The 23142-nt window shown below is 60.1% G+C and carries 18 protein-coding genes; 5 read left to right on the top strand and 13 right to left on the bottom strand.

Features of this window, described 5'->3' with window-relative positions; translation table 11 throughout:
- Positions 1 to 33: 33 nt before the first annotated feature.
- The 12 genes from IPM12_13785 to pyrR form a co-directional block, all read right to left on the bottom strand.
- Positions 34 to 1644: a putative DNA binding domain-containing protein gene (locus IPM12_13785; GenBank protein ID MBK9148874.1), complete on the bottom strand. Its 1611-nt coding sequence runs from the start codon at positions 1642 to 1644 to the stop codon at positions 34 to 36.
- 15 nt (positions 1645 to 1659) lie between these two features.
- A complete protein-coding gene (locus tag IPM12_13790) occupies positions 1660 to 3747 on the bottom strand; it encodes a site-specific DNA-methyltransferase (protein ID MBK9148875.1) in 2088 nt (695 codons plus the stop codon).
- Between the two features lie 34 nt (positions 3748 to 3781).
- Positions 3782 to 4849 (bottom strand): hypothetical protein, encoded by a 1068-nt coding sequence (locus IPM12_13795; GenBank protein ID MBK9148876.1) that lies wholly within the window; start codon positions 4847 to 4849, stop codon positions 3782 to 3784.
- A gap of 11 nt (positions 4850 to 4860) precedes the next feature.
- Positions 4861 to 5904 (bottom strand): hypothetical protein, encoded by a 1044-nt coding sequence (locus tag IPM12_13800; protein MBK9148877.1) that lies wholly within the window; start codon positions 5902 to 5904, stop codon positions 4861 to 4863.
- Positions 5905 to 5906: 2 nt separating this feature from the next.
- On the bottom strand, positions 5907 to 6653 hold the full coding sequence (locus tag IPM12_13805) for a DUF4391 domain-containing protein (protein ID MBK9148878.1): 747 nt from the start codon (positions 6651 to 6653) through the stop codon (positions 5907 to 5909).
- A 14-nt stretch (positions 6654 to 6667) separates the two neighbouring features.
- Positions 6668 to 9856: a helicase gene (locus IPM12_13810; GenBank protein ID MBK9148879.1), complete on the bottom strand. Its 3189-nt coding sequence runs from the start codon at positions 9854 to 9856 to the stop codon at positions 6668 to 6670.
- Positions 9857 to 10069: 213 nt separating this feature from the next.
- Positions 10070 to 10312, bottom strand: coding sequence for a hypothetical protein (locus IPM12_13815; GenBank protein MBK9148880.1), 243 nt, complete (start codon positions 10310 to 10312; stop codon positions 10070 to 10072).
- Positions 10313 to 10580: 268 nt separating this feature from the next.
- On the bottom strand, positions 10581 to 11516 hold the full coding sequence (locus IPM12_13820) for a ribonuclease Z (protein MBK9148881.1): 936 nt from the start codon (positions 11514 to 11516) through the stop codon (positions 10581 to 10583).
- 56 nt (positions 11517 to 11572) lie between these two features.
- A complete protein-coding gene (locus IPM12_13825; protein MBK9148882.1) occupies positions 11573 to 12334 on the bottom strand; it encodes a T9SS type A sorting domain-containing protein in 762 nt (253 codons plus the stop codon).
- Between the two features lie 9 nt (positions 12335 to 12343).
- Positions 12344 to 12715, bottom strand: coding sequence for an STAS domain-containing protein (locus tag IPM12_13830; protein ID MBK9148883.1), 372 nt, complete (start codon positions 12713 to 12715; stop codon positions 12344 to 12346).
- A gap of 69 nt (positions 12716 to 12784) precedes the next feature.
- Positions 12785 to 13768 carry an aspartate carbamoyltransferase catalytic subunit gene (locus IPM12_13835; protein ID MBK9148884.1) on the bottom strand — a complete coding sequence of 328 codons (984 nt, stop codon included), beginning with the start codon at positions 13766 to 13768 and terminating at the stop codon, positions 12785 to 12787.
- Positions 13765 to 14352 carry a bifunctional pyr operon transcriptional regulator/uracil phosphoribosyltransferase PyrR gene (gene pyrR, locus IPM12_13840; GenBank protein ID MBK9148885.1) on the bottom strand — a complete coding sequence of 196 codons (588 nt, stop codon included), beginning with the start codon at positions 14350 to 14352 and terminating at the stop codon, positions 13765 to 13767. Before pyrR ends, IPM12_13835 begins: the two co-directional genes overlap by 4 nt.
- A gap of 127 nt (positions 14353 to 14479) precedes the next feature.
- On the opposite strand from pyrR, the gene IPM12_13845 reads away from it, so the two are divergent.
- A complete protein-coding gene (locus IPM12_13845; GenBank protein MBK9148886.1) occupies positions 14480 to 15748 on the top strand; it encodes a chitinase in 1269 nt (422 codons plus the stop codon).
- On the opposite strand, the gene IPM12_13850 is transcribed toward IPM12_13845, so the two are convergent.
- The gene (locus tag IPM12_13850; protein MBK9148887.1) at positions 15749 to 16237 is read right to left on the bottom strand and encodes a response regulator; all 489 of its coding nucleotides are present in this window, start codon (positions 16235 to 16237) and stop codon (positions 15749 to 15751) included. It abuts the gene before it with no gap.
- Positions 16238 to 16376: 139 nt separating this feature from the next.
- Here IPM12_13850 and IPM12_13855 point away from each other — a divergent pair, with 139 nt between their 5' ends.
- From IPM12_13855 to IPM12_13870, 4 genes are read left to right on the top strand one after another with little or no spacing between them, the layout of a single operon-like run.
- The gene (locus IPM12_13855) at positions 16377 to 18683 is read left to right on the top strand and encodes an Rv1355c family protein (GenBank protein ID MBK9148888.1); all 2307 of its coding nucleotides are present in this window, start codon (positions 16377 to 16379) and stop codon (positions 18681 to 18683) included.
- A 2-nt stretch (positions 18684 to 18685) separates the two neighbouring features.
- Positions 18686 to 19417, top strand: coding sequence for a hypothetical protein (locus IPM12_13860; GenBank protein ID MBK9148889.1), 732 nt, complete (start codon positions 18686 to 18688; stop codon positions 19415 to 19417).
- Between the two features lie 55 nt (positions 19418 to 19472).
- On the top strand, positions 19473 to 21596 hold the full coding sequence (locus tag IPM12_13865) for a GHKL domain-containing protein (protein MBK9148890.1): 2124 nt from the start codon (positions 19473 to 19475) through the stop codon (positions 21594 to 21596).
- A 4-nt stretch (positions 21597 to 21600) separates the two neighbouring features.
- Positions 21601 to 23136 (top strand): response regulator, encoded by a 1536-nt coding sequence (locus IPM12_13870; protein MBK9148891.1) that lies wholly within the window; start codon positions 21601 to 21603, stop codon positions 23134 to 23136.
- The last annotated feature ends 6 nt before the right edge of the window (positions 23137 to 23142 follow it).

Consider the following 23142-nt stretch of genomic DNA (forward strand, 5'->3'; position numbering starts at 1 on the left):
TGAGCGAATGAGGTGGCGGGGTGGCTTGCAGGGTCATGCTTTGGGCAGTACGTTGAATCGGTCCAACCAATTCCTCCCTTTCTCGGTGATCTTATAGCGTTGCTGGGGGTGGTTGGGCTGGGGCAGTGTGCGCACCAGCCAGCCGTCCATCATGAGCGGGGTGAGGTAGTTCTTGCGGAAATGCTCGCGGTGTGAAAGGCTGGCGGCCGCCATGAGCGCATCGCTGCTTTGCTCACCCTCCGCTGCGGCTTGCATAATGGCAGCGACTTGCGCGGCAGCTTGCGCGGTGACTTGCGCGGTAGGCGCGCGCAGCGCGGCGGCGAGGTCGCCGAACACGCTGGCTCTCAGCGCCTCAACTTGCGCGGTGACTTGCGCGGTGGGGTCTTGAGCCCGGCTCTCGGCGTGCACCGGCAGACGCACCAGGAAGGTGGTACGCTCGTCCTCGGTCTCGAACACCGGTTCCGGGCTGCCGTTCTCGCGCATGGCGCGGATGATCTTGGGGATGCCCGTGGCGCGGCCTTCGGTAAGGTCCAGTTCCTTGAGGAACTCGCCGATGCGGCGGTTGCGGTAGCGGCGGCTCACCGCGCGGCCCGCGCGCAACTGCTCCAAATTGATGGAGCGGTCCGGTCCGGGATAGCTCAGGATGGTAAGCTCCTCGGGCGTGATGCGCACCTCGATCGGTTCGCGCACCTCGTAGCTGCGATGGTACACCGCGTTCACAAGGGCTTCCTCGATGGCGGCGTAGGGATAGTTCACCACCCGCGTGGCCTGCGCACGGTCGGCGTGCTTCGTTACGACATCGTGCAGGTAGTTCCGCTGGATGAAGTCCAGGGCTTCGCGCAACATGCGGTCCAATGGGCCAACAAAGACCTTCTCCTTGAAGGAAGCACCCGCAGGCCCATCGGGGAACCACGCCACTTCAATGCGCGCTTCGCGGAAGTGGTGCTGCGGATCCTTGCCGAAGAACAGCAGGCCCACGTTACGCGGGAAGACCGCCTCCGATGCGCCATCCACGATGCGCATCTGCTCGGCGAGTTCCAACGTGCTGAGTGCAGAAGCTTCGTTCAACAATTCGCTCCCTACTTCCTTCAGGAAGGTGAGCATGCGATCGCGATCCAATTCCTCCACGGTGGCCCGCTGGTTCATCCGGTCATCGAAGGGGATCTGCGCGGCAAGCGAGAGCAGTTCGGTCTCGTAGTCGCCTTGGGCCACCACCGTGCTGGAGTTCTGCCGGATGTAGTAGCGGTAGCCTTGTTCGTCCCTGGCCAATGACGCTTTGGCCTTGTAGGGGCGTTGCTGTCCGCCAGGTGCCCAGATCACCAGGATGGTCTTGTCGCCAACACTATGCGGAACCACGATCGGGTGGTATTGCGGCACAATCGCATGATAACCGAAGTTCAGGATCTCCTTCTGGATGGCATCGATGCTGGCGGGTGCTATGCCGACCGGCGGAATGACCGGTTGCCCATGCTGCTCCCCGACGCCGATGAAGATGTAGCCGCCACCCAGGTTGTGGAAGTCGTTCGCGAAGGCGCAGATGGAGCGCAGCACCGCCTCCGGATTCCAGCCCTGTTTGAATTCCATGCGCTCCCATTCCACGGAGCGGCCATGCAGCAGGTCGTCTATGTTGACAGGCAGTGCCATGATCGCGTGCTACGCTCAAATACTGTTCACCTTCTCCAGCCCGCGCTGCTTCAGGATCTCCGTAAGGTTGCTCTTGGCCACGTTGCTGTCGAAGGCGCTGTCCTTGAACACCACCACCGTTTCCTTGTCGTTGGCAGGGGCCAGTTGCTTGTGCCACTCGGCTATGCCCAAGGCCAGCGGCTCGGCGACTTTGGTGTCGATGGCATCGGCAAGGCATGCCAGCATAACGCCGCCACCGATGGCATGCACCACCTGGCCCGCGATGGTCTTCTGCTCCATGGGCACGGCCAGGTCCAGGCCCTTCTTCAGCAGCAGTTCGTAGAGCAGGTCGTCGTTGCTGCGGTCGGGCTTTACGTGCTCGGCCACGGAGAGCAGGTCTTCGCGCACGGTGTTGGTGTTGGGGTCCCAGGCCTTCAGGTTGCTGGTATCCAGTTTGAAGACGCGGAAGCCCAGATCGCCGTGGAAGAGCGGATTCTCGGCCTTCACCTTCTTGGCCGCCCGGCGCAGGCGCTCCTTGGTAAGCTCGGCAATGGTGCGCGGCTTGCCCAGCTTGTCGCAGAACTCCGCCGCGACTTTCTGTTCTTTCTTCTCTGAGTTCAAGGGCTCGTCCAACTGAACCAGAAAGTAGCGGCGGGTTCCGCCATCGGTGGCGTTCTGCGCCATTACCGCATGGCCGGTGGTGCCGGAGCCGGCGAAGAAGTCTACCACGACTGCATCATTCCCTTTGATCGTGGTGATCAGTTCTCGAGCGAACCCGACAGGTTTAGGGTGCTCAAAGGGGATTCCCATTTCTTTAAGAAGGGCATCATCACTTCCACCATAGCTGAGGACTGATGGCAGAATTTCGTTCATGTTCTTCTTCAACAGATACTTGCGCCTTGGCTGAGTTGTATGGTCTGAACCGAAGAGTATTTCACCTGCCACCAATAACTTTTCCATTGTTGCTGGTGGGTTGCGCCAGCCTCTTGCTGGGACCGGGCAATCTTCCTTGGTGACCGGATGCTTCAGCGGAATGAAATAGTCTTCCGGCGCCTGCTTCTTGTTCGGCCAAGCCATCGACACGCTTTGGTACACCTCTCCGTTCTCATCTATCATGGAATAGGCCTCTTCGCCTCCAGAAAAGTTCTGTGCTTTAATCCAGCTCTCGAATTCTTCGTTCACCTCAGCCAAACCAATCGGGCGAATAAATTCCGATGTGCATTCGCGAGCCAGCTTGTAGTCTTTTGCTACCTCCTTCAAATCTGCGGGCAAATCCTCCTTGCCGATTCTTGAAAACAGCTTAGCTGCTTTCGAAAGAATGGCATCGGCATTCTTCTTACGGCGTGATAAACCTCCAGCGACTGCGAGCTTGTCAGCGTCCTTCGCCACAAACAATACTGATTCGTGTTGGTATGCCAATCCGGTGGCATCACCTTTAGGATTTCGCTTGTCCCAAACGGCTACCCCCAACACACAGTCCTCACCAAAGATCTCTGCCAATAGCTTCTCAGCATTCGCTTGCTCGTGCTCATCCATGTGAATGATCATGAGCCCTTCAGGATGCAAGATGGTCTTGGCAATAATTAGGCGTGGATAGAGCATGTTCAGCCAATCCGTGTGGTAGCGCCCACTGGTTTCAGCGTTCTGTTCGACGCCCAAGGTGCCTTGGCGCTCCTTGTAGTTCCGGAGGTTGTCCTGATAGTCATCGGGGTACACGAAGTCCTTGCCTGTGTTGTACGGCGGGTCTATGTAGATCAGCTTCACCTGGTTGGCGTAGCTCTTCTGCAGCAGCTTCAACACCTCCAGGTTGTCGCCTTCGATCACAAGGTTCTGGGTGCTGTCCCACTCCACGCTATCGTCCTTGGCGGGGCGCAGGGTGCCGGTGCTGGGTTTTAGTGCTTCCAGCCGTGCCTTGCGCTTGCCGTTCCAAGTAAGGCCGTACTTCTCGTCGGTATCGGTCGCGGTGGCATCGCCCACCAGTTGCATCAGCACGTCCACGTTCACGGCGGCGCCGTCCTTGCCCTCGGTAAGCAGCTCGGGGAAGAGGGCTTTCAGCTTGGCGATGTTCGCTCCGATCAGATCCAGGCTCTTGGCTTCGGGGGAGTCGGGGGTCAGCTTCTTCATGGAAGGTCAAAGGAAGGGAGTGGATCCGGAAAGCTCACGAGCGCCCGAATCGGTTTCGCGCTAGGAAGAGATAGGAGAAGGGATGCTTCTGTCGGGTTTGTCTCCGCTGGACCAAGTTCGAGTGTATATGCTGCCCTATCTGTATTACGCCACCAACGCCAGCGCCCAACGCTGCCGCACCAACACTCAACGTTGAGATGGTAGCTGCGTAGCCTGCGGCAACAGCACCTGCACCTAAAAGTGTTGGTGTGGTCGGTTTGATCAAGGACTGTAGTGAGCCCCAAAGGATATCCATGCGGCTCGCCTTCATGGCTTTGCCGAGGTCCTTCACGTCTCGCGTGATGCGCTCCTTCAATTGTTGCGCCACCAGCTTCACCTCTTCTGCATCCGTTGTGCGGGCCACACGATCATCGTGTTCATCCATCGCAGCGCGGAAGGACATCAGTTCAGCGGCGTAGCGCTCGCGAAAGCCGAGGATATCTGCGAGCGGAACGTTGCCGTGAGGCACTGGGATCATCGACTTGAAAGTTGTGGCAAACACTGGTTCCAATTGTCCTCGGTTGCCTTTACCTCCTAGTCCCCGTAAGTAGCGCTCGTCATCGGTACCAGGGATTGTAAACTCCTCCTCATTGGCTGCGATGTGCTTGGCGAGAGCACTCATATAGAGCGCGGCAAGATTCGATTCCATTAGGACCAGTCGCTCATCTCGGGCCTCGAGAACAAGACCGGTGTGATGTAAGCGATCCATGATCTGCCAGCTCGACTTGTCCTTGTATATCGGCACATAGGTCAACTGCGCAACTACGCGAGCACGGAGATCCTCAAAATGATCGACGGCGGCGAAGATCTCATCGCGGAATTGGTCGGACCGACCGATCATCCCCATTGGATCGATGGGGTGAAAGGCTCCCGATACCATCAGCTCGTGAAGTTGCGGGTTGAAGATTCTGTCTGGTCTGCGATCGTAGCCGTAGCTCCGCGGAACGATGGCTGCTACTCGATCCCAGTACAGTAGCGCCTTCCTAATCCATGGCCCAGCGGTGGGCACTTCCACATACGGGTAGTAGAGGATTGTTCTAGCGGGTTGATTCCTTTTCGCCATGTGGTGTGAGGCTATCGTTGGCTTAAAGCATCTTCATCTTGACTCGCGATCATCGCATGCAGCCGGTCAATCTCTTTCGCCACTTCGGGCGTAGCTGTCCATACTGACTGCCTGAATCGGTGACCTGTGCCTAATGAGCGATTGATCGAATAAGCGGGGACCGCGTACTTACTCCATTGGCTCTGATCCATAATCGACCATTCCAGCCTCAAAGGCACGTAGCACTCTTCATCCTTGTCGTTGCCGACGTCGCTGAAGGAATATGCCCCCGTCGTCTTTCCCTTTGCGATAACTCCCACACCGGTATGGTAGAGGTACACGGTAGAACCCTTGGCGATCTTGGCCACCGCCATCTTGCGGTCGTAGTACGCTGATGCCTTCGGTGTACCCAGCATGTCGCGCCATGCTTCGGGCTGGAACGAAGCGTTAGTGTTCACCACGTAGATGCCACGGCCCACCTCTGGGATCGCTTCTTTCAGCGGGTTATACACGTTGAAGTAGATGAAGGGCCTGTCCTCGATCTTGTACAGCTTGTAGGTGAGGCTGTCGATCCTAAGACCCTTCTTGGACCAATAGGAAATTGCTTCCAACGTGTCTTGGTCCATGCCATTGGTGACCACCACGAAGACCTGGTCCTTGTTGAACTGACTTTCATCGAGGGGGGCTTCCAACTCAAAGTAAATCTTGTGGGCTTCTCGCAGGGAACCCTTCAGCTGGTTGCGCTTCTTGGCCAGATCCTCCAGTTCTTCATACTCGTATCGACCGAAGATCTGGCCGTACCTGAGCACTTGGAGCAGGTTCTCCTTGTTCGATCTCCAGCGCTTCAACTCGAAGATGAAGAGCACCCCGTTCTGGTCCAGCGCGAAGATGTCCGCCTCCTCACCTCCTTTTCGTTCCTGCGCGATCAACATCAAATGGTCCTGTGGAACGACCTCATCCAAGTGCCCAGCAACGAAGTCCTCGATGTGCTTCTCTTCGATGCCCAGTTCGGCCGGCGACTTGAGGGGCACCAGTTCTGAGAGACCCGGTCCGCTTATTCGGAATTCGTACAGCATGTTCAGTTCCTCAGTAGTTCATCATTCATGATGCGCGTGAGCTTTCGCTCCACGCTCTTGATCGCCAGATTCAACTTCACCGCTCGGTTCATCTGCTTCTCGCGCTTGGCCTTGGCGCGCAACTGCACCAGCTCGCGCTCCAAGGCGCTCACCTTCTCCAAGGCTTCGCGCAATTGCAGGTGTTCCTCGGCGTTCTTCGGCACACGAAAGCGTCCGGTGATGGTGGCGGCTTGGGCGGCTTCCACTTGGGCGAGCCAACGTTCGTAGAGCGTGCGCAGGTCTTTTACGCCTTGTGCGTGCAGGGCCATGGCAGGCAACAGCGCATCGCTTTCGGTGAGCGCTGGTGTACTGCGTACTTCATCCACAACCCAACGGGCCTTCTCAGTTTGGTGCGCGCGCTTAGTGGCCAGCGTCAGGGTGCAATCCTTTCCGGCATGTGCGAGCAGCACTACGGGATAGGGTATGGCGCGGTGTACCAGTTCCACCAAGCGTGTGGCTTTCGCAGCCGGGCGCAGCAGCAGTGCGAGCACGGCTACTTCGGCGTAGTCGCGTTCAGCGTCGGTGTAGGCGGCCAGGCCACAGGTGGCGGGTTTCAATGCGGCTACCCACCAGAGTTCTTCGAGGCCGTCCTGCACGGCGCGCTTGTCGGCAGCCGTGGGCAGGCCCTGCTCCAGCAGCACCTTCTTGGGGATGCGCTGGCGCACCATGGCCTTCGGCGGCAGGGCCAGGGCATCCACAACGGTTTCCATCAGTGCTGGCAGCTTCATGCCTCGGGCAACAACACCAGGTATGCGACCACCTCCAGGTCGTTGATGCCGCGGAACTCGCCTTGCAGCACGTGCGTGCCGCCGGGCGTGAAGAGGCTGGCCACCGCGCGTTCGGTGCTCTTGCCCACGAGACTTTCCACACCGGCCGCCAGCAGTTTCTGGTAGTGGCTCATGTCGGCGCCATCCTTCGTGGCCTTGTCCATGCGCTTCGCGGCCATGGCATCGGGCAGGTCGCGGCCCATGGTGGTGCGCTTCAAGCGGTCCAGCAACGGCTTCACCTGCGTGTAGCCGAGCACCATGCTGCCATCATCGCCCACATGCACCAAGTAGTGCGGTGCCAGCGGGTAGCCGGGGTCAAAGGCTTCTTCGGCCTTTTCGCCCACGGCGCGCAGGCAGAAGATGACGCCCGGCGGGATGGCATCCTCGCTGGTGGTGGTAACGGCGAAGCTGCCCAAGGGCATGCGGTCCAGTTGTTCGCGATGGTCGCGCAGGTAGCCGCCGAGGTCGATGCGGAAATCGTTCAGGGTAAGGTCGGTGATGGAGATGCCGTTGTTCAGATTCTCCAAATCGATGACGGCATCGCGCAATTGTGTGAGCTGCTTGCGGCGATACTCCAGGTCGTTCATCGGGTCGCCGCTCTGGTTGTGGATGATATTCTCCTCGCCGGTGGCGCTGATGTCCATCAAGGTCATGCGGCCGCTCACGCGCTGTTGCAGGTTGATGTATTCGTCCAGCTCCATGTTGGGCCAGAAGTTCACGAGCTGGATCTGCTTGTTGGGCGAGCCGATGCGGTCGATGCGACCGAAGCGCTGGATGATGCGCACCGGGTTCCAGTGGATGTCGTAGTTCACCAGGTAATCGCAGTCCTGCAGGTTCTGCCCTTCGCTGATGCAGTCCGTGGCGATGAGCAGGTCCAGTTCACCTTCATCTGCAAGTTGTGCAGGCCGCTCCTTGCTGCGCGGACTGAAGGCGGTGAGGATGCTGCTGAGGTCGGTGCGCAGCGTTCCCAAATTGGTCTTGTTGCCACCGGCACCGGTAACCAGCGCGGCATGGATGCCATGCTCGCTCTGTGCCCATGTGGCCAATTGCTCATAGAGGTACTTGGCGGTATCGGCGAAGGCGGTGAAGACGATGATCTTCTTGTTGCCCTTATTTATTGGTGCGTTGAGCTTCTCGACGATGATCTTCTTGAGCTGGTCGAGCTTGTGGTCGCGATCGGGGATCACGGCAGTGGCGGCGCTCAACAGGGTATCCAGCCGGTTGCGGTCCTCCATCAACTCCTGCCGCCATTTTGTGCGGTCCACATCCTGTACCAACACCTTCACCTTGCGACCGACGAGCAAACTTTCGTAGGTAGGGTCGTCGACATCGAGGTCTTCAATGTCCAACTCCTCGATGCTCTCGTCGTGGTCGTCCAGCTTCTTCAACAACGCTTCCACGTCGTGTAACTGGCGCATGAGCGTCAGCGCGAAAGAGTTCACCGAGCTCTCCATGCGCTTCAGCAGGTTCACGCGCATGAGGTGGATCAAGCTCTCTTCCCGATCCACTTGCCGGAACATGCTGGCGCCACCGCGAATGGAGATGCTGTACTTGGCATCATAAGCGGCTTGCTTCTTCGGCAGCACGTTGCGCAACGGTGCATAAGCCGCAAGGTTCAAGCGGCGTATCTCCTTGTTCACCTCGTGTATGCTAGGGAACTCGCCGCTGATGTCCACATCGGCATAGTGGTTCATCGGCTTCAGTCGCTCGGGAAAGCGACCGGTCTCCAAGGTGCCATAGTACTTCTCGATGTGCCTGCGCGAACGCGCGATGGTGATCAGGTCCAGCAGCTTAAAGTAATCGAAGCCCAGCATATCCAGCAGCTTGGAAGGCGTGCGGTCCGCTTCAGCCAGTTCACTCCAGCGGTTGAATTGCGTTTGTGCCTTGCGCGTGGTGGTCTCCACGCTGGGTATCTGGTAGCCTTCGAGGGCGCTGTCGTTGCCTTCGGTCACAAAGGCGATCTGGTTCTTAAGGTCGGCCAAGCGGTTGTTCACCGGTGTAGCGCTCAGCATGAGCACCTTGGTCTTCACGCCGCTGCGAATGATATCACGCATCAAGCGGTCATACCGTGTTTCGTGCTCGCGGTGCGTGGCCTTGTTCCGGAAGTTGTGGCTCTCGTCGATGACCACAAGATCGTAGTTGCCCCAGTTCACAAAGGCAAGGTCGATGTCGCCGCTTTGTCCGCCTTCCCGCCCAAGGTCGGTGTGGTTGAGCACATCGTAGTTGAAGCGGTCGGCAGCAAGGATGTTGCGCACATCGTTGCCCTTGTACAAGGTCCAGTTGTCGCGCAGGCGTTTGGGGCAAAGCACGAGCACACGGTCGTTGCGCAGCTCGTAATACTTGATGACGGCCAGCGCCTCGAAGGTCTTGCCCAAGCCCACGCTGTCGGCGATAATGCAACCACCGATGCGCTCCAACTTGTCAATGGCACCAATGGCCCCATCGCGCTGGAATTTGAACAGCTTCTTCCACACCATGGTGTTGTGGATGCCCGTGGCGCTCTTCACAATGCGCTCCTCGTCCAACTCGTCGCGCAATTCGCGGAAGAGGTTGTAGAGGATGGTGTAGTAGATGAGCGAGGGGGCTTTGTGGTCCACCAACTCTTGCAAGTGGCCTAGGAATTCGGTCTTGGCTTTGTCGCCGTCACCGAGCCCGGTCCATAGGTCGTTGAACCACTTCTCCAGCACGTCCGACTCGGCCGCACCCTCAGTGCATTGCACCAGGCTGGTCTTCGAGGTCGGGGTTATGCCGAAGCCATCGGTGGTGAATGCGCAATCTCCGGAGATGGACAATGTGCCGTTGCCGTTGTTTCTGGCGACCAGGACACTTTGGCCCATGGGCCTGTTGGATTGGCGGATAGTCGCCTTTGCCTTTAGCCAGGTAGCGCACTCACGCGCGAGCCAACGCTGATGAAGCTTATTGCGCTCTGCACGGTCAGCTTCGGTGCCAAGCAACTCCAGGCCATTGCCATTGTCTTTCGGCAGGATGACACGCGCAGCTTTGAGCGCTTCGAGCTTGGCGCGTAAGTCCGCGAAGGTGAATAGGCTGAAGCCAGTGGTCGCGAGATCGAGCTCCGCGCCTTTGGTCAATGCGCTTTCCAGCGCGTCGATGACACGATCGGAACCTGTGTTGGGGATAAGGCGCATTGTTTCAGGTTTTCAGTAGCGCGGTTCCTGCATTTCGCGTGAGGGATTGCAGCGGAAAGCCCGCAAGCCCGGTATTGCGAGGAGGAACGACGAAGCAACGGGCGCAGGCTTGTTGCTCTTGGGTGCGGTTCATCAGTGGCTCAAGATAGCCGCCCTGTGCTCCCCTCCGCTCTTCACCCGGTTCCACCGGTGCGTGCATGGTGCGGCCCGCGTTCATTGCAACAACCGGCTCTTCTGCAAGGAGGTCTTCATGGTGCCGATCACGGCATCGGCCACCTTGCCGTTGAGCAGCACGCGGCGGCCGATCCAGAGCAGGGCGCTTTGCAGGCCCTTGGTGCGCACCTGGTCGGTGATCACGGCATCCACGCGCTGTTTGATCGGCTTGCGGAAGCGGTCGATGTCTCCCTCCTGGCGCATGGGCCAATTGGTGCCGCAGGCGAAGACGGGCATGGGCATGCGGGGGCGGGAACGGTGTTGGGTTCAATGGCCAATGCAGGCATGGCAGCTGTAATAGGCGGTGGTGGCCGTTACGGGCTCAGAATAGCCAGCCGGCTTCAACCCGCTGCCCATTGCCGGCAGCCTTAACCCAGCCTAATTCGCCTCAAGCCTTCCGCCCACCACAAAGCGCCTTCGCGCCAACTTCCCCGCCCAGCCTGGCCAATCGGCCCCATCGCCCAAACCCAATGACAGCCAACAGCCTAGCGCCACGACATCCGGAATCGAATCAGTCGGAGGCTGGTCGCTCCGGAATGGAATAGACCGCACCATCCTGGCTCGCGCGCGCTTCCGGGAAGATGAGCCTGGCCTCGGTCAGGAGCTCATCGGCGCTCTTGTACCGTGAGCTGAAATGGCCGAGCAGCAAGGCGCGCGCATGCGCCTCTTGCGCCAGGTTGGCCGCATCGGCCGCCGTGCTGTGCATGGTTTCCCTGGCCCGCTTGGCGAGCATGCGCGTGAAGGTGGCTTCGTGATAGAGCAGATCGACCCCTTCGATGTGCGGCAGCAGCTCGGGCGCATACGCCGTGTCGGAGCAGTACGCGTACCGTCGCGGAGGCGGAGGCTTACTGGTCAGTGATCCGTTCGGAACAAGCCCGCCATCGGGCAGGAGCAGGTCTTCACCGGCCTTGATCCGGCTGCGCCACACCGGTGGAATGAGCGGGAGCATGGAGCGGATCAGGGGCCGCGGTGCCGGAGACTCGGTGAATACGAATCCGGTGCAAGGGATCCGGTGGCGCAGGGCCAGGAGCGTAACGGTGACATGCTGGTCCTGCCAGGCCACGCGGCCGCTCTCCGGAGCAAGCGCGTTGAAATGCAGCGGGTACCTCAGGAAGGTGCGGGACTCGCGCAATTGCAGATCGATGATCTCCTTCAGCGGAGCAGGCCCGTGAATGTGGAGCGCGCCGGTGCGGCCCATGAGGTGCATGCTGCTGATCAGGCCCATGAGCCCCAGGTAGTGGTCCCCATGCAGGTGGCTGATGAAGACATGGCCGATGCGGTTGAAGGGAGCACCGGCCGCCCGCAAGCGCTCCTGGGTCCCTTCACCGCAATCGATCAGGTAATGCCCGCCATGCACGATGAGGAGCTGCGAGGTGGGATAACGCCCGCGCGCGGGCAATGCCGCACCGGTGCCCAGGGTGATCACGTCGAACTGACGATGCGCCATTTGGAAACAAGAAGGCCCCGAACGGGGCCTTCGATGAGATCAGGATCCCACGGCCCTCAACGGCTCACCATCATGCGTCCCGTGAAGCTGCCCGCTCCGCCTTCGACCTTGTACAGGTACACGCCTTCCTGCATGCTGCCCGCCTCGAACGCCACCCGGTTGAGGCCAGCCTTTCCGCTGGTGCGATAGCTCCAGAGCTCCTCGCCGAGCAAGGTGTACACCCGGATCCGCGCCTCTGCGGCACGGTCGAGCGTGAATTCGATGTACGTCCGCCCGCTGAAGGGATTGGGCGCGTTGCGCGCACCGCTGATCATGGCCAGCGGCACCTCGCCGATCCCGATGTTGTTGTCCTCGATGATGATGCGGTAGCCCGTGAACTCGATCGGGTAGGGCACGGCGGAACCGAAGAGCGTGAAGAAGCCGGTGACTTGCAAGGTGAGCGGGAATTCGCCGACTTGCGTCGGAATGCCCTGGATCACGCCGCAGCCCAGCACCGAGGGCAGGTAGGTGCACGTGGCCGGGGTTTGCGATGCGCAGGCAACGCTCAACCCGGGAGGCAGGCCGGTGACCCCGTCGAACGCGATGCTGTCGATGCTGACCGCCGGGAAGGTCGGGTCGATGTCCTGGGCATTGATCGGGACGATCAGGTTGAGGTCCTGGCTGTATGGCACATCGATCATTCCGTTCGCGAAATTCTCGGTGGTATCGGGCCATACGCCGTACACGCTATCCGCATAGAGCGGATTCGGCGTGCAGGGCTGGGCCAGCAGGGTGCCTGCTGCGAATAGGAACAGTGCGGTGAGTAAAGCGTTCTTCATGCGTGTGTTCTAATCTTTGTTCACGTCCTTCTCGATCTCTTCCATGTAGAGCAGGTCAACAGCCTCGCCAGCCGTAGGCGTGATCGAGAGCACGCTCTCGAGCTGTGAGATCTGCACCAATTTCTGCACGGGTTCCTGCAACCCGCATACCACCAGGCCCCCGTTCACGCTCTTGCAGAGCCGATTCGCCACCAGCAAGGCGCTCAGGCCGGAGGAATCGCAGTAGCGTGTGGCCGAGAGGTCGATCACCACGTTGCGAACGCCTGTCTTGTTCAGGTACACGAGCTCGCTCTTGAGTTCCGGCGCGCACGTGGTGTCCAGTTTGTCAACGTTGCTGGTCACGAGCGTGTAGCGCCCTTTGTCCTCGATGGTGAAGTTCATGGTGAGAGGGTCTTGGCCAAAGATAGGCTGCTGTCACAAGCTGCGAAGGAAAGGATCCATCAGCCAGTTTCAAACAGCGCCTCGTGGGATACGTGCCGCCAGCAGGTAGAGCACGGCCATGCGGATGGCCACGCCGTTCTCCACCTGACCCAGGATGATGCTATTGGCATGGTCGGCGACCTCACTGGTGACCTCAACGCCCCGATTGATGGGCCCCGGGTGCATGATCACCACGTCCCTGCCGATCCGCTGGTAGCGCGCGAGATCGAGGCCATAGAGCATGGCGTATTCGCGCAGGCTGGGGAAATTGGCGATCCCATCGCCTCCCTGCCGCTCGAGCTGGATGCGGAGCATGTTGGCCACATCGCACCACTTCAAGGCCTTGTCCAGGTCATCCTCCAAGCGCACGCCCATCTCCTCGATGCGCTGCGGCATGAGGGTGCGCGGTCCGCAGAGCATCACCTCAGCGCCAAGCTTCTGCAAGCACAGGATGTTGCTCAATGCGACCCGGCTGTGCAGGATGTCGCCGACGATGAGCACCCGCGCTCCGCTCACCTTGCCCAGCTTCTCCCGGATGCTGTAGGCATCGAGCAGGGCCTGGGTGGGATGCTCATGCGTTCCGTCGCCTGCATTCACCACGCAAGCGTCGGTGTGCCTGGCCAGGAATATCGCCGCGCCCGGGTCGGGATGGCGCATCACCACCATGTCAACCTTCATCGCCAGGATGTTATTCACCGTGTCGATCAAGGTCTCTCCTTTGCCCACGCTGCTGCCGCTGGAGCTGAAATTGACCACGTCGGCGCTGAGCCGCTTCTCCGCCAGCTCGAAGCTCACCCTGGTGCGGGTGCTGCTCTCGAAGAACAGGTTGGCGATGGTGATGTCGCGCAAACTGGGCACCTTCTTGATCGGACGCCCGAGCACTTCCTTGAAACCATCTGCCGTTCGGAAGATCAGCTCGATGTCCGCCGCAGTGAGGTCCTTGATCCCCAGGAGATGCTCAACGCCCAGGGTCTGGTCCTCCGCGGCGCTCAAGGGATTCGGCGCTGGGCTCATGGTTCTGCAACGGTTCCGGTGGACATGATGGCGTTGGGATCGGAACTGGAGGTATGCAGGAGCACCCGGTCCTGCCCATCCGTCTCTTTCCATTGCACGGTGACGCGCTGGTCTCCGATGCTATCGACCCAGCGGCCCACATAATCGGGCTGGATGGGCAGTTCACGGCTGAAGCGCCGATCGATCAGCACCAGCAGGCTCACGCTCGCCGGCCTGCCGAAGGCCAACAGGGCATCCAAGCCGGCACGGATCGAGCGCCCTGTGTACAGCACATCATCCACCAGCACCACGTGGCGGCCGTCCAATGCAAAGCCGATGTCGGTCTTGTTCGCTGATGCCATGGCGCCGCGCTGGCGGAAATCATCACGATGGAAGGTGATATCCAACTCGCCATAGGCCAGTCGCCCATGGCCAAGACCGTCTCGCAGTTCCGCCCTCAAGCGCCTCGCCAGCTGCACGCCCCTGGGCTGCAGGCCGATCAGCGCAACGGATTCGTTGTCGCCCAGATCCTCGATCAGTTGATGACAGAGGCGTTTTATGGTGAGGCCGAAGGCCTTGGGCCCAAGTAAGGTTGCCGGCCGCATGCGTGGCCGAAGATAGCGGGCGCATCCAAAGGGTGCAGGATTCGGCTCAGCCATACCATGATCATGGCAGATCCGCGCCGGACCATGCATCATCCGTCCGCTAATTCGCGCCATGAAGACTTTCGGGATGGTGCTCCTCCTGGCGGCATGCACCACGAGCACCGCATGGGGCCAGCAGCACGACTTGGTCGGCTATTGGCACAACTGGAACGATGGCAATGCACCGTACCTGGAACTCGCTGCGATTGACGACCGCTACACGGTGATTGACATCGCCTTCGCGGAGCCTCAGCCCGGAACCAGCCACGTGATGTCATTCGCGCCATCAGGAACGCCTCAGGCTGTTTTCATCGGTCAGGTGGCAGCCTTGCGGGCTCAAGGGAAGAAAGTGCTGATCAGCATCGGCGGGGCCAACGCCTCGGTGCATCTCGACAGCGATCAGGAGCGCGACGAGTTCGTGATCTCCGTGCTCGAGATCATCGGCACCTACGGGTTCGACGGCATCGACATCGATCTGGAAGGCAGCTCGGTGGCGATCACCGGGGGCAGCATCTCAACGCCCATCGATGCTTCCATGATCCGATTGATCGACGCGATCACGAGCATCGCCGATGCATTCGAGGCGGCATACAGCACCCCCATGATGCTCACCATGGCGCCTGAAACAGCTTATGTCCAGGGTGGGCAGAGCGCCTTCGGAGGCATTTGGGGCGCATACCTCCCGCTGATCGATGCCCTGCGCGACCGGATCGACATCCTGCATGTCCAACTGTACAACAGCGGCAGCATGTACGGCATCGATGGCGGCATCTACGCGCAAGGCAGCGCGGACTTCATCGTGAGCCAGGTGGATGCTTTGCTCCAGGGCTTCGGCACCAGCGGAGGCTTCTTCGAACCACTGCCAGCGGCTAAAGTCGCCATCGGCCTGCCCGCATGCCCCTCCGCAGCGGGCGGCGGCTATGTGAGTCCGGCGGTGCTGGCAGACGCAGTCGCCTATCTGCGCGGAACTGGCCCGCAGCCCGGGCTCTACCAGCTCGCAGGCACCTACCCCGATCTGCGTGGACTGATGACCTGGAGCATCAATTGGGATGCAGCACCCGGATGTGCCGCTTCCTATGAGTTCGCCGAGTCGTATGAGGACCTCTTCGATCTGAGTACCGGGACAGATGAGGCCGTGCACTCTGATGTGACCCTCATGGTGGAGAATGGCGTGCTGAGCATCCAAGGGCAATACGGCGTGCACAACCTGAGCCTCTATGATGCCGAAGGAAGGATCTGCGCGTTCGTGGCCGCTACAGACGGTCACGCATCATGGCCTGCGGACCTGCGCGGGGGCTTCTATTGGGTCAGGGTTGCGGGAGCGGGAATCGCCCCGATGCGGGTGCTGGCGCCCTGATCAGGAAAGCAGCCGCTGCCGAAGGGCGAACTCCAGTTGCCGGTTCGATTCCTCCAAACGCCGCGTATAGGCCTCCTTTTCCTCTTCGGCTTTGTACGCGCTGTATGCGTCGTCAACCGCCCGAACAAGTTGGCTGGCCACCCATGGTTTCGAGAAATACTTGGAGACGCCCCCGTTGTTCACGGCATCGATCACAGCCTCCAGGTCGGAATAGGCCGTGATGAGCATGCGCCGCACCTCCGGGAAACGTTTTTTCACGATGGCCAGCAGCTCGCTTCCGTTCAACCCGTGCATGCGCTGATCGGCGATGAGCACGTGCACCCGGCTGGCGCTCAGATGCATCATCGCTTCGTTATGGTCGGCCGCCAACAAGATGATCATCTGGTGGCGGAATGCCGACTGAAAGGCCTGGCGGTTGCCAGCATCGTCATCCACATAGAGCACGACGGGGAGTGCGTCCTGTCTGGGGGTCTGGGCAAGGGCATTCATGGCGGTGGATTCGGTGGGCTCATACGCAGACCGGTATTCATGGTTCGTCGATAACGCTTGTTGATAAATTGTTCATAATTCGTGGTTGATTAGCTTCGCCCCCACTCTCTCAACTTGGGCACCACTCTCCTGACCACCCATGACTACTTGGCTCGAAGCGCTGCGGGGTGCTTCAGCGGCGGACCCGGAGGCATTCCGGCCAGTCCTCTTCCGCCTAGCGCAACCGTCTGACCAACGGGCGCTGGAAGGCCTGCTGAAGCACGACCGCCGAATCACGGTTCACGATGAGCTGCGAGCGCAGCTTCGTGAGCTGGTGAAGGCGCTCCAGCCTGCCGTGAAATGGACTGGTGGCCAGTTGGATGAGGCGGTCGATGCCCATTTGGCCGGGATTCCTGCCGAACTGTATGGCTGCTGGGTTTACTACCCTTGGTCCAACCGCTTGGTGCACCTGCTCGACGAATCGGAATTCGCCCGGGTGAGGACAGACCGCAACCGGAACAAGATCACCGCCGAGGAGCAGGCGATCCTTGCCACCAAGCGTGTGGGCGTCATCGGCTTGAGCGTGGGCCAGAGCGTGAGCCTGGCCTTGGCCATGGAGCGCAGCTTCGGCGAACTGCGCCTGGCCGATTTCGACGCCTTGGAACTGAGCAACCTGAACCGGATCCGAAGCGGAGTGCACCACCTCGGAGTGAACAAGGTGGTGAACGCGGCGCGCGAAATCGCCGAACTCGACCCCTACTTGAAGGTCACCGCCTTCACTGAAGGCGTCAACGAGGAGAACATCGACCGTTTCCTGACCGAAGGGGGAAAGCTCGACCTCTTGATCGAGGAATGCGACAGCGTCGCCGTGAAGATCATCGCCCGGCAGAAGGCCAAGGCCTTGAGGATCCCGGTGGTGATGGAGACCAGCGACCGCGGCTTGATCGATGTGGAGCGCTTCGACCTGGAGCCGGACCGTGCGATCCTGCATGGGTTGGTGGAGCATTTGGATCTGAACCTCGCTGCGAAGGCCCGAACGAATGAGGAGAAGCTGCCCTTCGTGGTGCCGATCATCGGCCTGGATACGATGAGCACGCGCATGAAGGCCAGCATGCTTGAGATCGAAAGCACCGTGGGCACCTGGCCTCAGCTGGCCGGTGCAGTGATGCTTGGCGGTGCTTTGGTGGCGGAGATCCATCGTCGTATCGCGCTGGGCCAATTCAGCAGCAGCGGACGGTGGTACATCGACCCCGTGGATTTGATCAGCGACCCGTCTTCACCAGAAGCGCGAGCTGCCGTCATGGAAGCGTCGGCGCCGCTCACAAGCTCAACGATGCATGCCATCGCGAGCAAGCAACTGTTCACTGCGCCATCACGCGAGATCACCTCTGTTGAGGCGCAGGCATTGGTCGAGGCCGCGATCATGGCACCGTCAGCCGGCAATCTGCAGCCTTGGCGCTTTCTCCTGTCCGATGGACGATTGCTCGCTTTCCACGATGGCTCCCTGGGAGACTCAGCCCTTGATGCCGGAAGGTTGATACCATCCATCGACATGGGCACCGCGCTGGAGAACATCCGGCTGCGCGCGGCGTCACTGGGCTTCAGCATCAAAGTACAACCATATCCCATCGCTGGCGAACATGCCTTGGTGGCGAGCATCGTGGCCGAAAACGCCGCAACAACTCCTGATCCTCTGGCGGACGTCATCCCATTGCGCTGCACCAACCGAAGAAAGGGAGACGCGCGGCCGATGGACCCTGGAGCATCGGCCGAACTGCGCGATGCGGCAAGTGCCGTGGCAGGATGCGATGCGCACCTGATCACCGATCGGGACGCCCTCCTGCGCATGGCAGAAGTGATCGGCGAGGCAGAGCGCTTACGCGTGCTCAACCCCATTGGTCACTTCGAGCTCTTCGAGAAGGAGATGCGCTGGAGCGATGCCGAGCTGACCTCGAACCACGATGGCCTTGACCTGCCCTCAATGGAGCTGAAGCTCACCGAAGAGGTCGGCTTCCGCGTGGCGCGTGACCGCAAGGCCATGGACCTTCTCGCCGACTGGGATGGCGCCCGCGGATTCATGAAGATGACCCGCGACAACTTCCGCTCAGCCTCTGGGCTGGTGCTGGTGAGCGCTGCGGCCAGCAGCCCTGCCGATCTGCTCGAGGCCGGCCGCGCCGTGCAGCGGGTATGGCTGCGTGCCACTGCAATGGGCCTCGCTTCTCACCCTTGCTCAGCTCCCCTCCTGCTCGCGCATCATGTGCGCTTTGGCGGTGGCGCTGGAATAAGCCATGCGCACCGGCAAACGTTGCTGCAGCTATTGAGCGAGACTCTGCGCGCATTCGGAACCGAAGGCCGCGAGCCCATCTTCTTGCTGCGGCTCTCCTACGCCGGGCAGCCCACAGCACGAAGCGTGAGGCGGCCTTTGAGCGCATTCTTGCAATTCGACCAACAACCCATACCCGCCTAGCCATGGAGAAGATCACGATCAGAGCGTTCAGGGCCGTGGATGAGCCGGAGCTGTGCCGCATCTATGCAGAGGAGCATGCGCGGGTGCTGAAGGACATCGGGGTGGACCAGGTGATGAAGCCAGATGAAAGTTGGCATAGTGACCCTTCGTGCATCGCGATCTGCGCATTCCATGAGACCCTTGGAATGGTGGCAGGCGTCAGAATCCAGCAACGGATGTCGACGATATTGCCGATGGAGGTGCATCTGAATGCATATGAAGGTCGCACTGTGCAGGTTTTCGATGAACTCGGTCCAAACCTCGGAGAGATGTGCGGCCTGTGGAACGCACATCGCTTCGCAGGACGAGGCATACCAACAATGCTGCTATCGGCAGCAGTAGCCTTGGCGCCTGAAGCTGGCCTGAGCACGCTCGTGTGCTTCGCCGCGGAATACATGGCCCCTCGATGCAAGGAGCTAGGCTTCAACGTAATGGAGCAATTGGGCAATCGAGGTGAATTCCGGTTTCCAATCGCCACAATTGCATCATACCCGATGGTGCTGCCGGACACGAAACATCTGGCATCCACAGAAGAGCAGAAGCGAAGCCAAATCCAAGCCCTTAGATCCAATCCTGACCAACGCCTGGATGTTGCGGTCAAGGATCAGCGCATGGAAGTGACGTACATGCTTCTAGGCATGAAAGGCAAGCTGCCCGATAAGGGCATGCACGGACATCACCGCTTCGCAGCGTAGTGCTCCAGAACCTGCCATCATAGGACTCCGTAGAACGGGCGCCATAAACGGTGCCATGCTCTACCTGGTGAATCGAATTCTGGTTGTTCGCTTGCTGGGGTTGCTTCTCGCGGCAAACTCGACCCTGCCTTCGAAGGCACAATTCGAAGGCATCGTTGACCTTCTTCTCTGGAATGACACTGTGGAGACGCAAGACCCGAATCACGCGCTTCAATACGGCCAGTTCGTGCCTGTAGCAGAAGGCATTCTCAATTTCCCGGTTTCCTCGGATATCAAATGGCTTCGTTTCAAGGTGGACAAAGGTGTCGCACCCAAGAAGACTATCCTTTCGGTCCCATACGCCGAGATCGATGAGTTCGACCTGTTCTCCAGAACGGAAGCCGGCCTGAGTCTCATAGCGCACACAGGACGGCTTGTTCCTTCGGCTGAGCAGGTTCCCGGACCACGGTTCTACGACTTCGAGCTGAATGGCCTGGAGGGGACTGAATATCTGCTTCGCGTGGGCGGCTTCAAGCCCATTCATCTGCCACTGCAGCTGAATTCGCCCGCTGACGCGATGCAGGCAACGAGTCGGCGAAACGGCTACATGGGACTATATGCCGGGATCATGCTCGCCATGGCGCTCTACAACCTCTTCGTCTATTTATCCATCCGAGACAAGAGCTATCTATTCTACGTGCTCTACATCATTGCCATCAGCACGGCCCAGCTCACTTTCCTTGTTCAGGACCCCTTTGGCATGTGGTCAGGCAGCCCATGGTTCGATGCCCGCTCTTCCATCTTCTTTGCTCTTGCAGCAATCGCTTTGGGAGTGCTGTTCGCTCAGCGATTCATTGGAACCAAGACAACCACCCCGCGCTTGCATCGGGTCGGCCATATATTCTACCTGTTGATAGCGATCAACCTGATCATCTATTCAACCACGGACCCTCGAATCGGGTATCAAATAGCTCAAGCTCTCGGCGGCTGGTCAGCGATCTACCTTTTCATCACGGCACTGGTCGCACAGCGCTCTGGCTCTCGCCAAGCCAGTTACTTCCTCATCGCCTGGTCAGCCTTCCTCATCGGTGTTGTCGTCTTCGTATTGAAGGATGCTGGCGTGCTTCCGTTCAACGACCTGACCCAATATGCCATGCCCATCGGCTCCGCCATCGAGGGCATCCTGCTCTCCTTCGGTCTGGCCGATAGGATCAACGTTCTGCGCAAAGAGAAGGAGCGCTCACAGGCCGAAGCGCTCAGCATGGCGCAGGAGAACGAGCGCCTGATCCGTGAGCAGAACATCGAGCTGGAGCGCAAGGTGCATGAGCGCACAGCTGCCCTGCAGGAGAGCAACGATACGTTGAAGCGCACGCAGGCCCAACTGGTGCAGAGCGAGAAGATGTCGAGCCTAGGCCAGCTCACGGCCGGTATCGCGCATGAGATCAACAACCCGATCAACTTCATCAGCAGCAACATCGGGCCCTTGCGGCGCAATGTGGGCGAAGTGATGGAGGCCATTCAGGCTTACCGGTCAATCCCTGCATCAGGTGAGGCCGCAACAGCCCTAGCCGCGAGACGTGAGCACGACAATCGCATCGGACTGGACGAGACCATCACCGAACTGGATGAGATCATCCACAGCATGGACGAGGGCGCCCGGCGCACCGCTGAGATCGTGCGCGGACTGCGCAATTTCTCGCGCCTCGATGAAGACGACTTGAAGCCCAGTGATCTCAACGAGGGCTTGCGCAGCACCATGGCCGTGCTGATGCCGCAATACCGTGACAAGGTGGACCTGCGGATTGAGGCCGGCGAGATCCCCAAAGCGGAGTGTTTCCCGGGGAAGATCAACCAGGTGCTCATGAACATCCTGAACAACGCCGCTCAAGCCACGCTGGCCCGGGCAGATGGCCGGCCGCGCGAGGTGACCGCCTCTACAACCGCCTCGGGCCAGCACGTTGTGATCCGCATCAGCGACACCGGCGTGGGCATGAGCGATGAGGTGATGGCAAGGATGTACGACCCCTTCTTCACCACCAAGCCGGTGGGCGAGGGAACGGGCCTCGGGCTGGCCATCGTCTATGGCATCATCAACGAGCACAACGGCTCCATTACCGTCGAAAGCCAGCCCGGCATCGGAACCACTTTCACCATCACCCTGCCGATTCGCCAGCCGAGGGCGCGTGAACAAGCCGCTTAGCCCAATGAGCGACCGCATCCGTGTGCTCTTCGTTGATGACGAAGAGAAGAACCTCAAGAGCTTCCGTGCCACCTTCCGGCGCGAGATGGACGTGCTGTTGGCCGCCTCTGGCACCGAAGCGCTCGAATTGCTCGCGCGGAACGAAGTGCATGTGATCATCTCGGACCAGCGCATGCCCGGCATGAGCGGCAGCGAATTCCTGGCCATCGCCAAAGTGCGCCATCCGCAGGCCATGCGCATGCTGCTCACGGGCTACAGCGACCTCGATGCCGTGGTGCGCGCCGTGAACGAAGGAGGCATATACGCCTACGCCACGAAGCCTTGGGATGAGAACGATCTACGCCTGCGGATCTGCCAGGCCTACGAGATCCAGCGATTGAGGCACGATAAGGAACAGCTGCTGCAACGGTATGGCCAGGTATTCGAGGCGACCGCCGACCCGATCGTGATCGTGAATCAACGCGGCCAGGTCATCGAGGCCAATGCGGCGTGCGCATCGCTCATCGGCATGCCGCGTGAGGGCCTGCTCAGCCGTCGCTTCACCGAGTACCTCGACGACCCCAAAGGACTGGTGCGCAACCTCAGGCGTCACCGTTCAGGAAACGATTTCGTGAATGTTGACCTCACCATCCGCAACGCCCAGGGAAGGGTGATCGATTGCCTGATGACGGCCACCTACCTAGGCGCGCAGGGCGACCATGCCAATGTGTTCCAAGCAGTGATCAAGGATATCACGGACCGGAAGCAGGAGCAGCAGCGCCTGGAGAAGCTTAATGCCGACCTCGACAAGCGCGTTGCGGCACGCACCAGCCAGCTGCTCGAGGCACTCGAGGATCTGGGCTCCTTCTCCTACTCCGTGGCGCACGACCTGCGATCGCCACTGAAGAACATCGCCGCCATGAGCGAGCTTCTCCGCAGCAACGCTCAAGAAGACTCCGCCTTGGCCGATTGCCTGCCGTATGCCGACAGGATCGAGCGCGGCGCCAAGCGCATGATCCAACTCGTGGATGACCTCCTGCGCTTCTCACAGACGAATGCCCGATCGCTGGACCGCAAGGAGGTGGACCTCAGTCGGTTGGTCGGCGAAGCCTTGTCTGACGTGGTGCCCGCCGACCGTGCGCATCAGGTGGTCGTGTCCATCAGCCCCGATGCCACCGCGTTCGCCGATGCTCCGATGCTGAAGGTGGCCTTGCACAACCTGCTCTCGAATGCACTGAAATTCACGCGCACCAAGGAGAGGCCCGCCATTTCGATCGCGCACACGGCTGAGCCGGAGCACGACCGCCTCACGGTGCGCGACAATGGCGTAGGCTTCGACGCCAAGCACAAGGACCTGGCATTCGGCGTATTCAAGCGCCTGCACCATGCCGACCAATTCGAGGGCACCGGCGTTGGCCTGGCCATCGTTCAGCGGGTGGTGAGCAAGCATGGCGGCGAGGTCTGGGCGGAAAGCGCCGTGGGCCAAGGCACCGCGGTGCACATCCGGTTGCCCCGCACCCAAGCCCAAAGGTCCGCGCTGCCATTTGCCCAGGTGGCGTGAGCGTAA

This window comes from Flavobacteriales bacterium, assembly GCA_016716605.1.
Lineage (GTDB): Bacteria > Bacteroidota > Bacteroidia > Flavobacteriales_F > PHOS-HE28 > PHOS-HE28.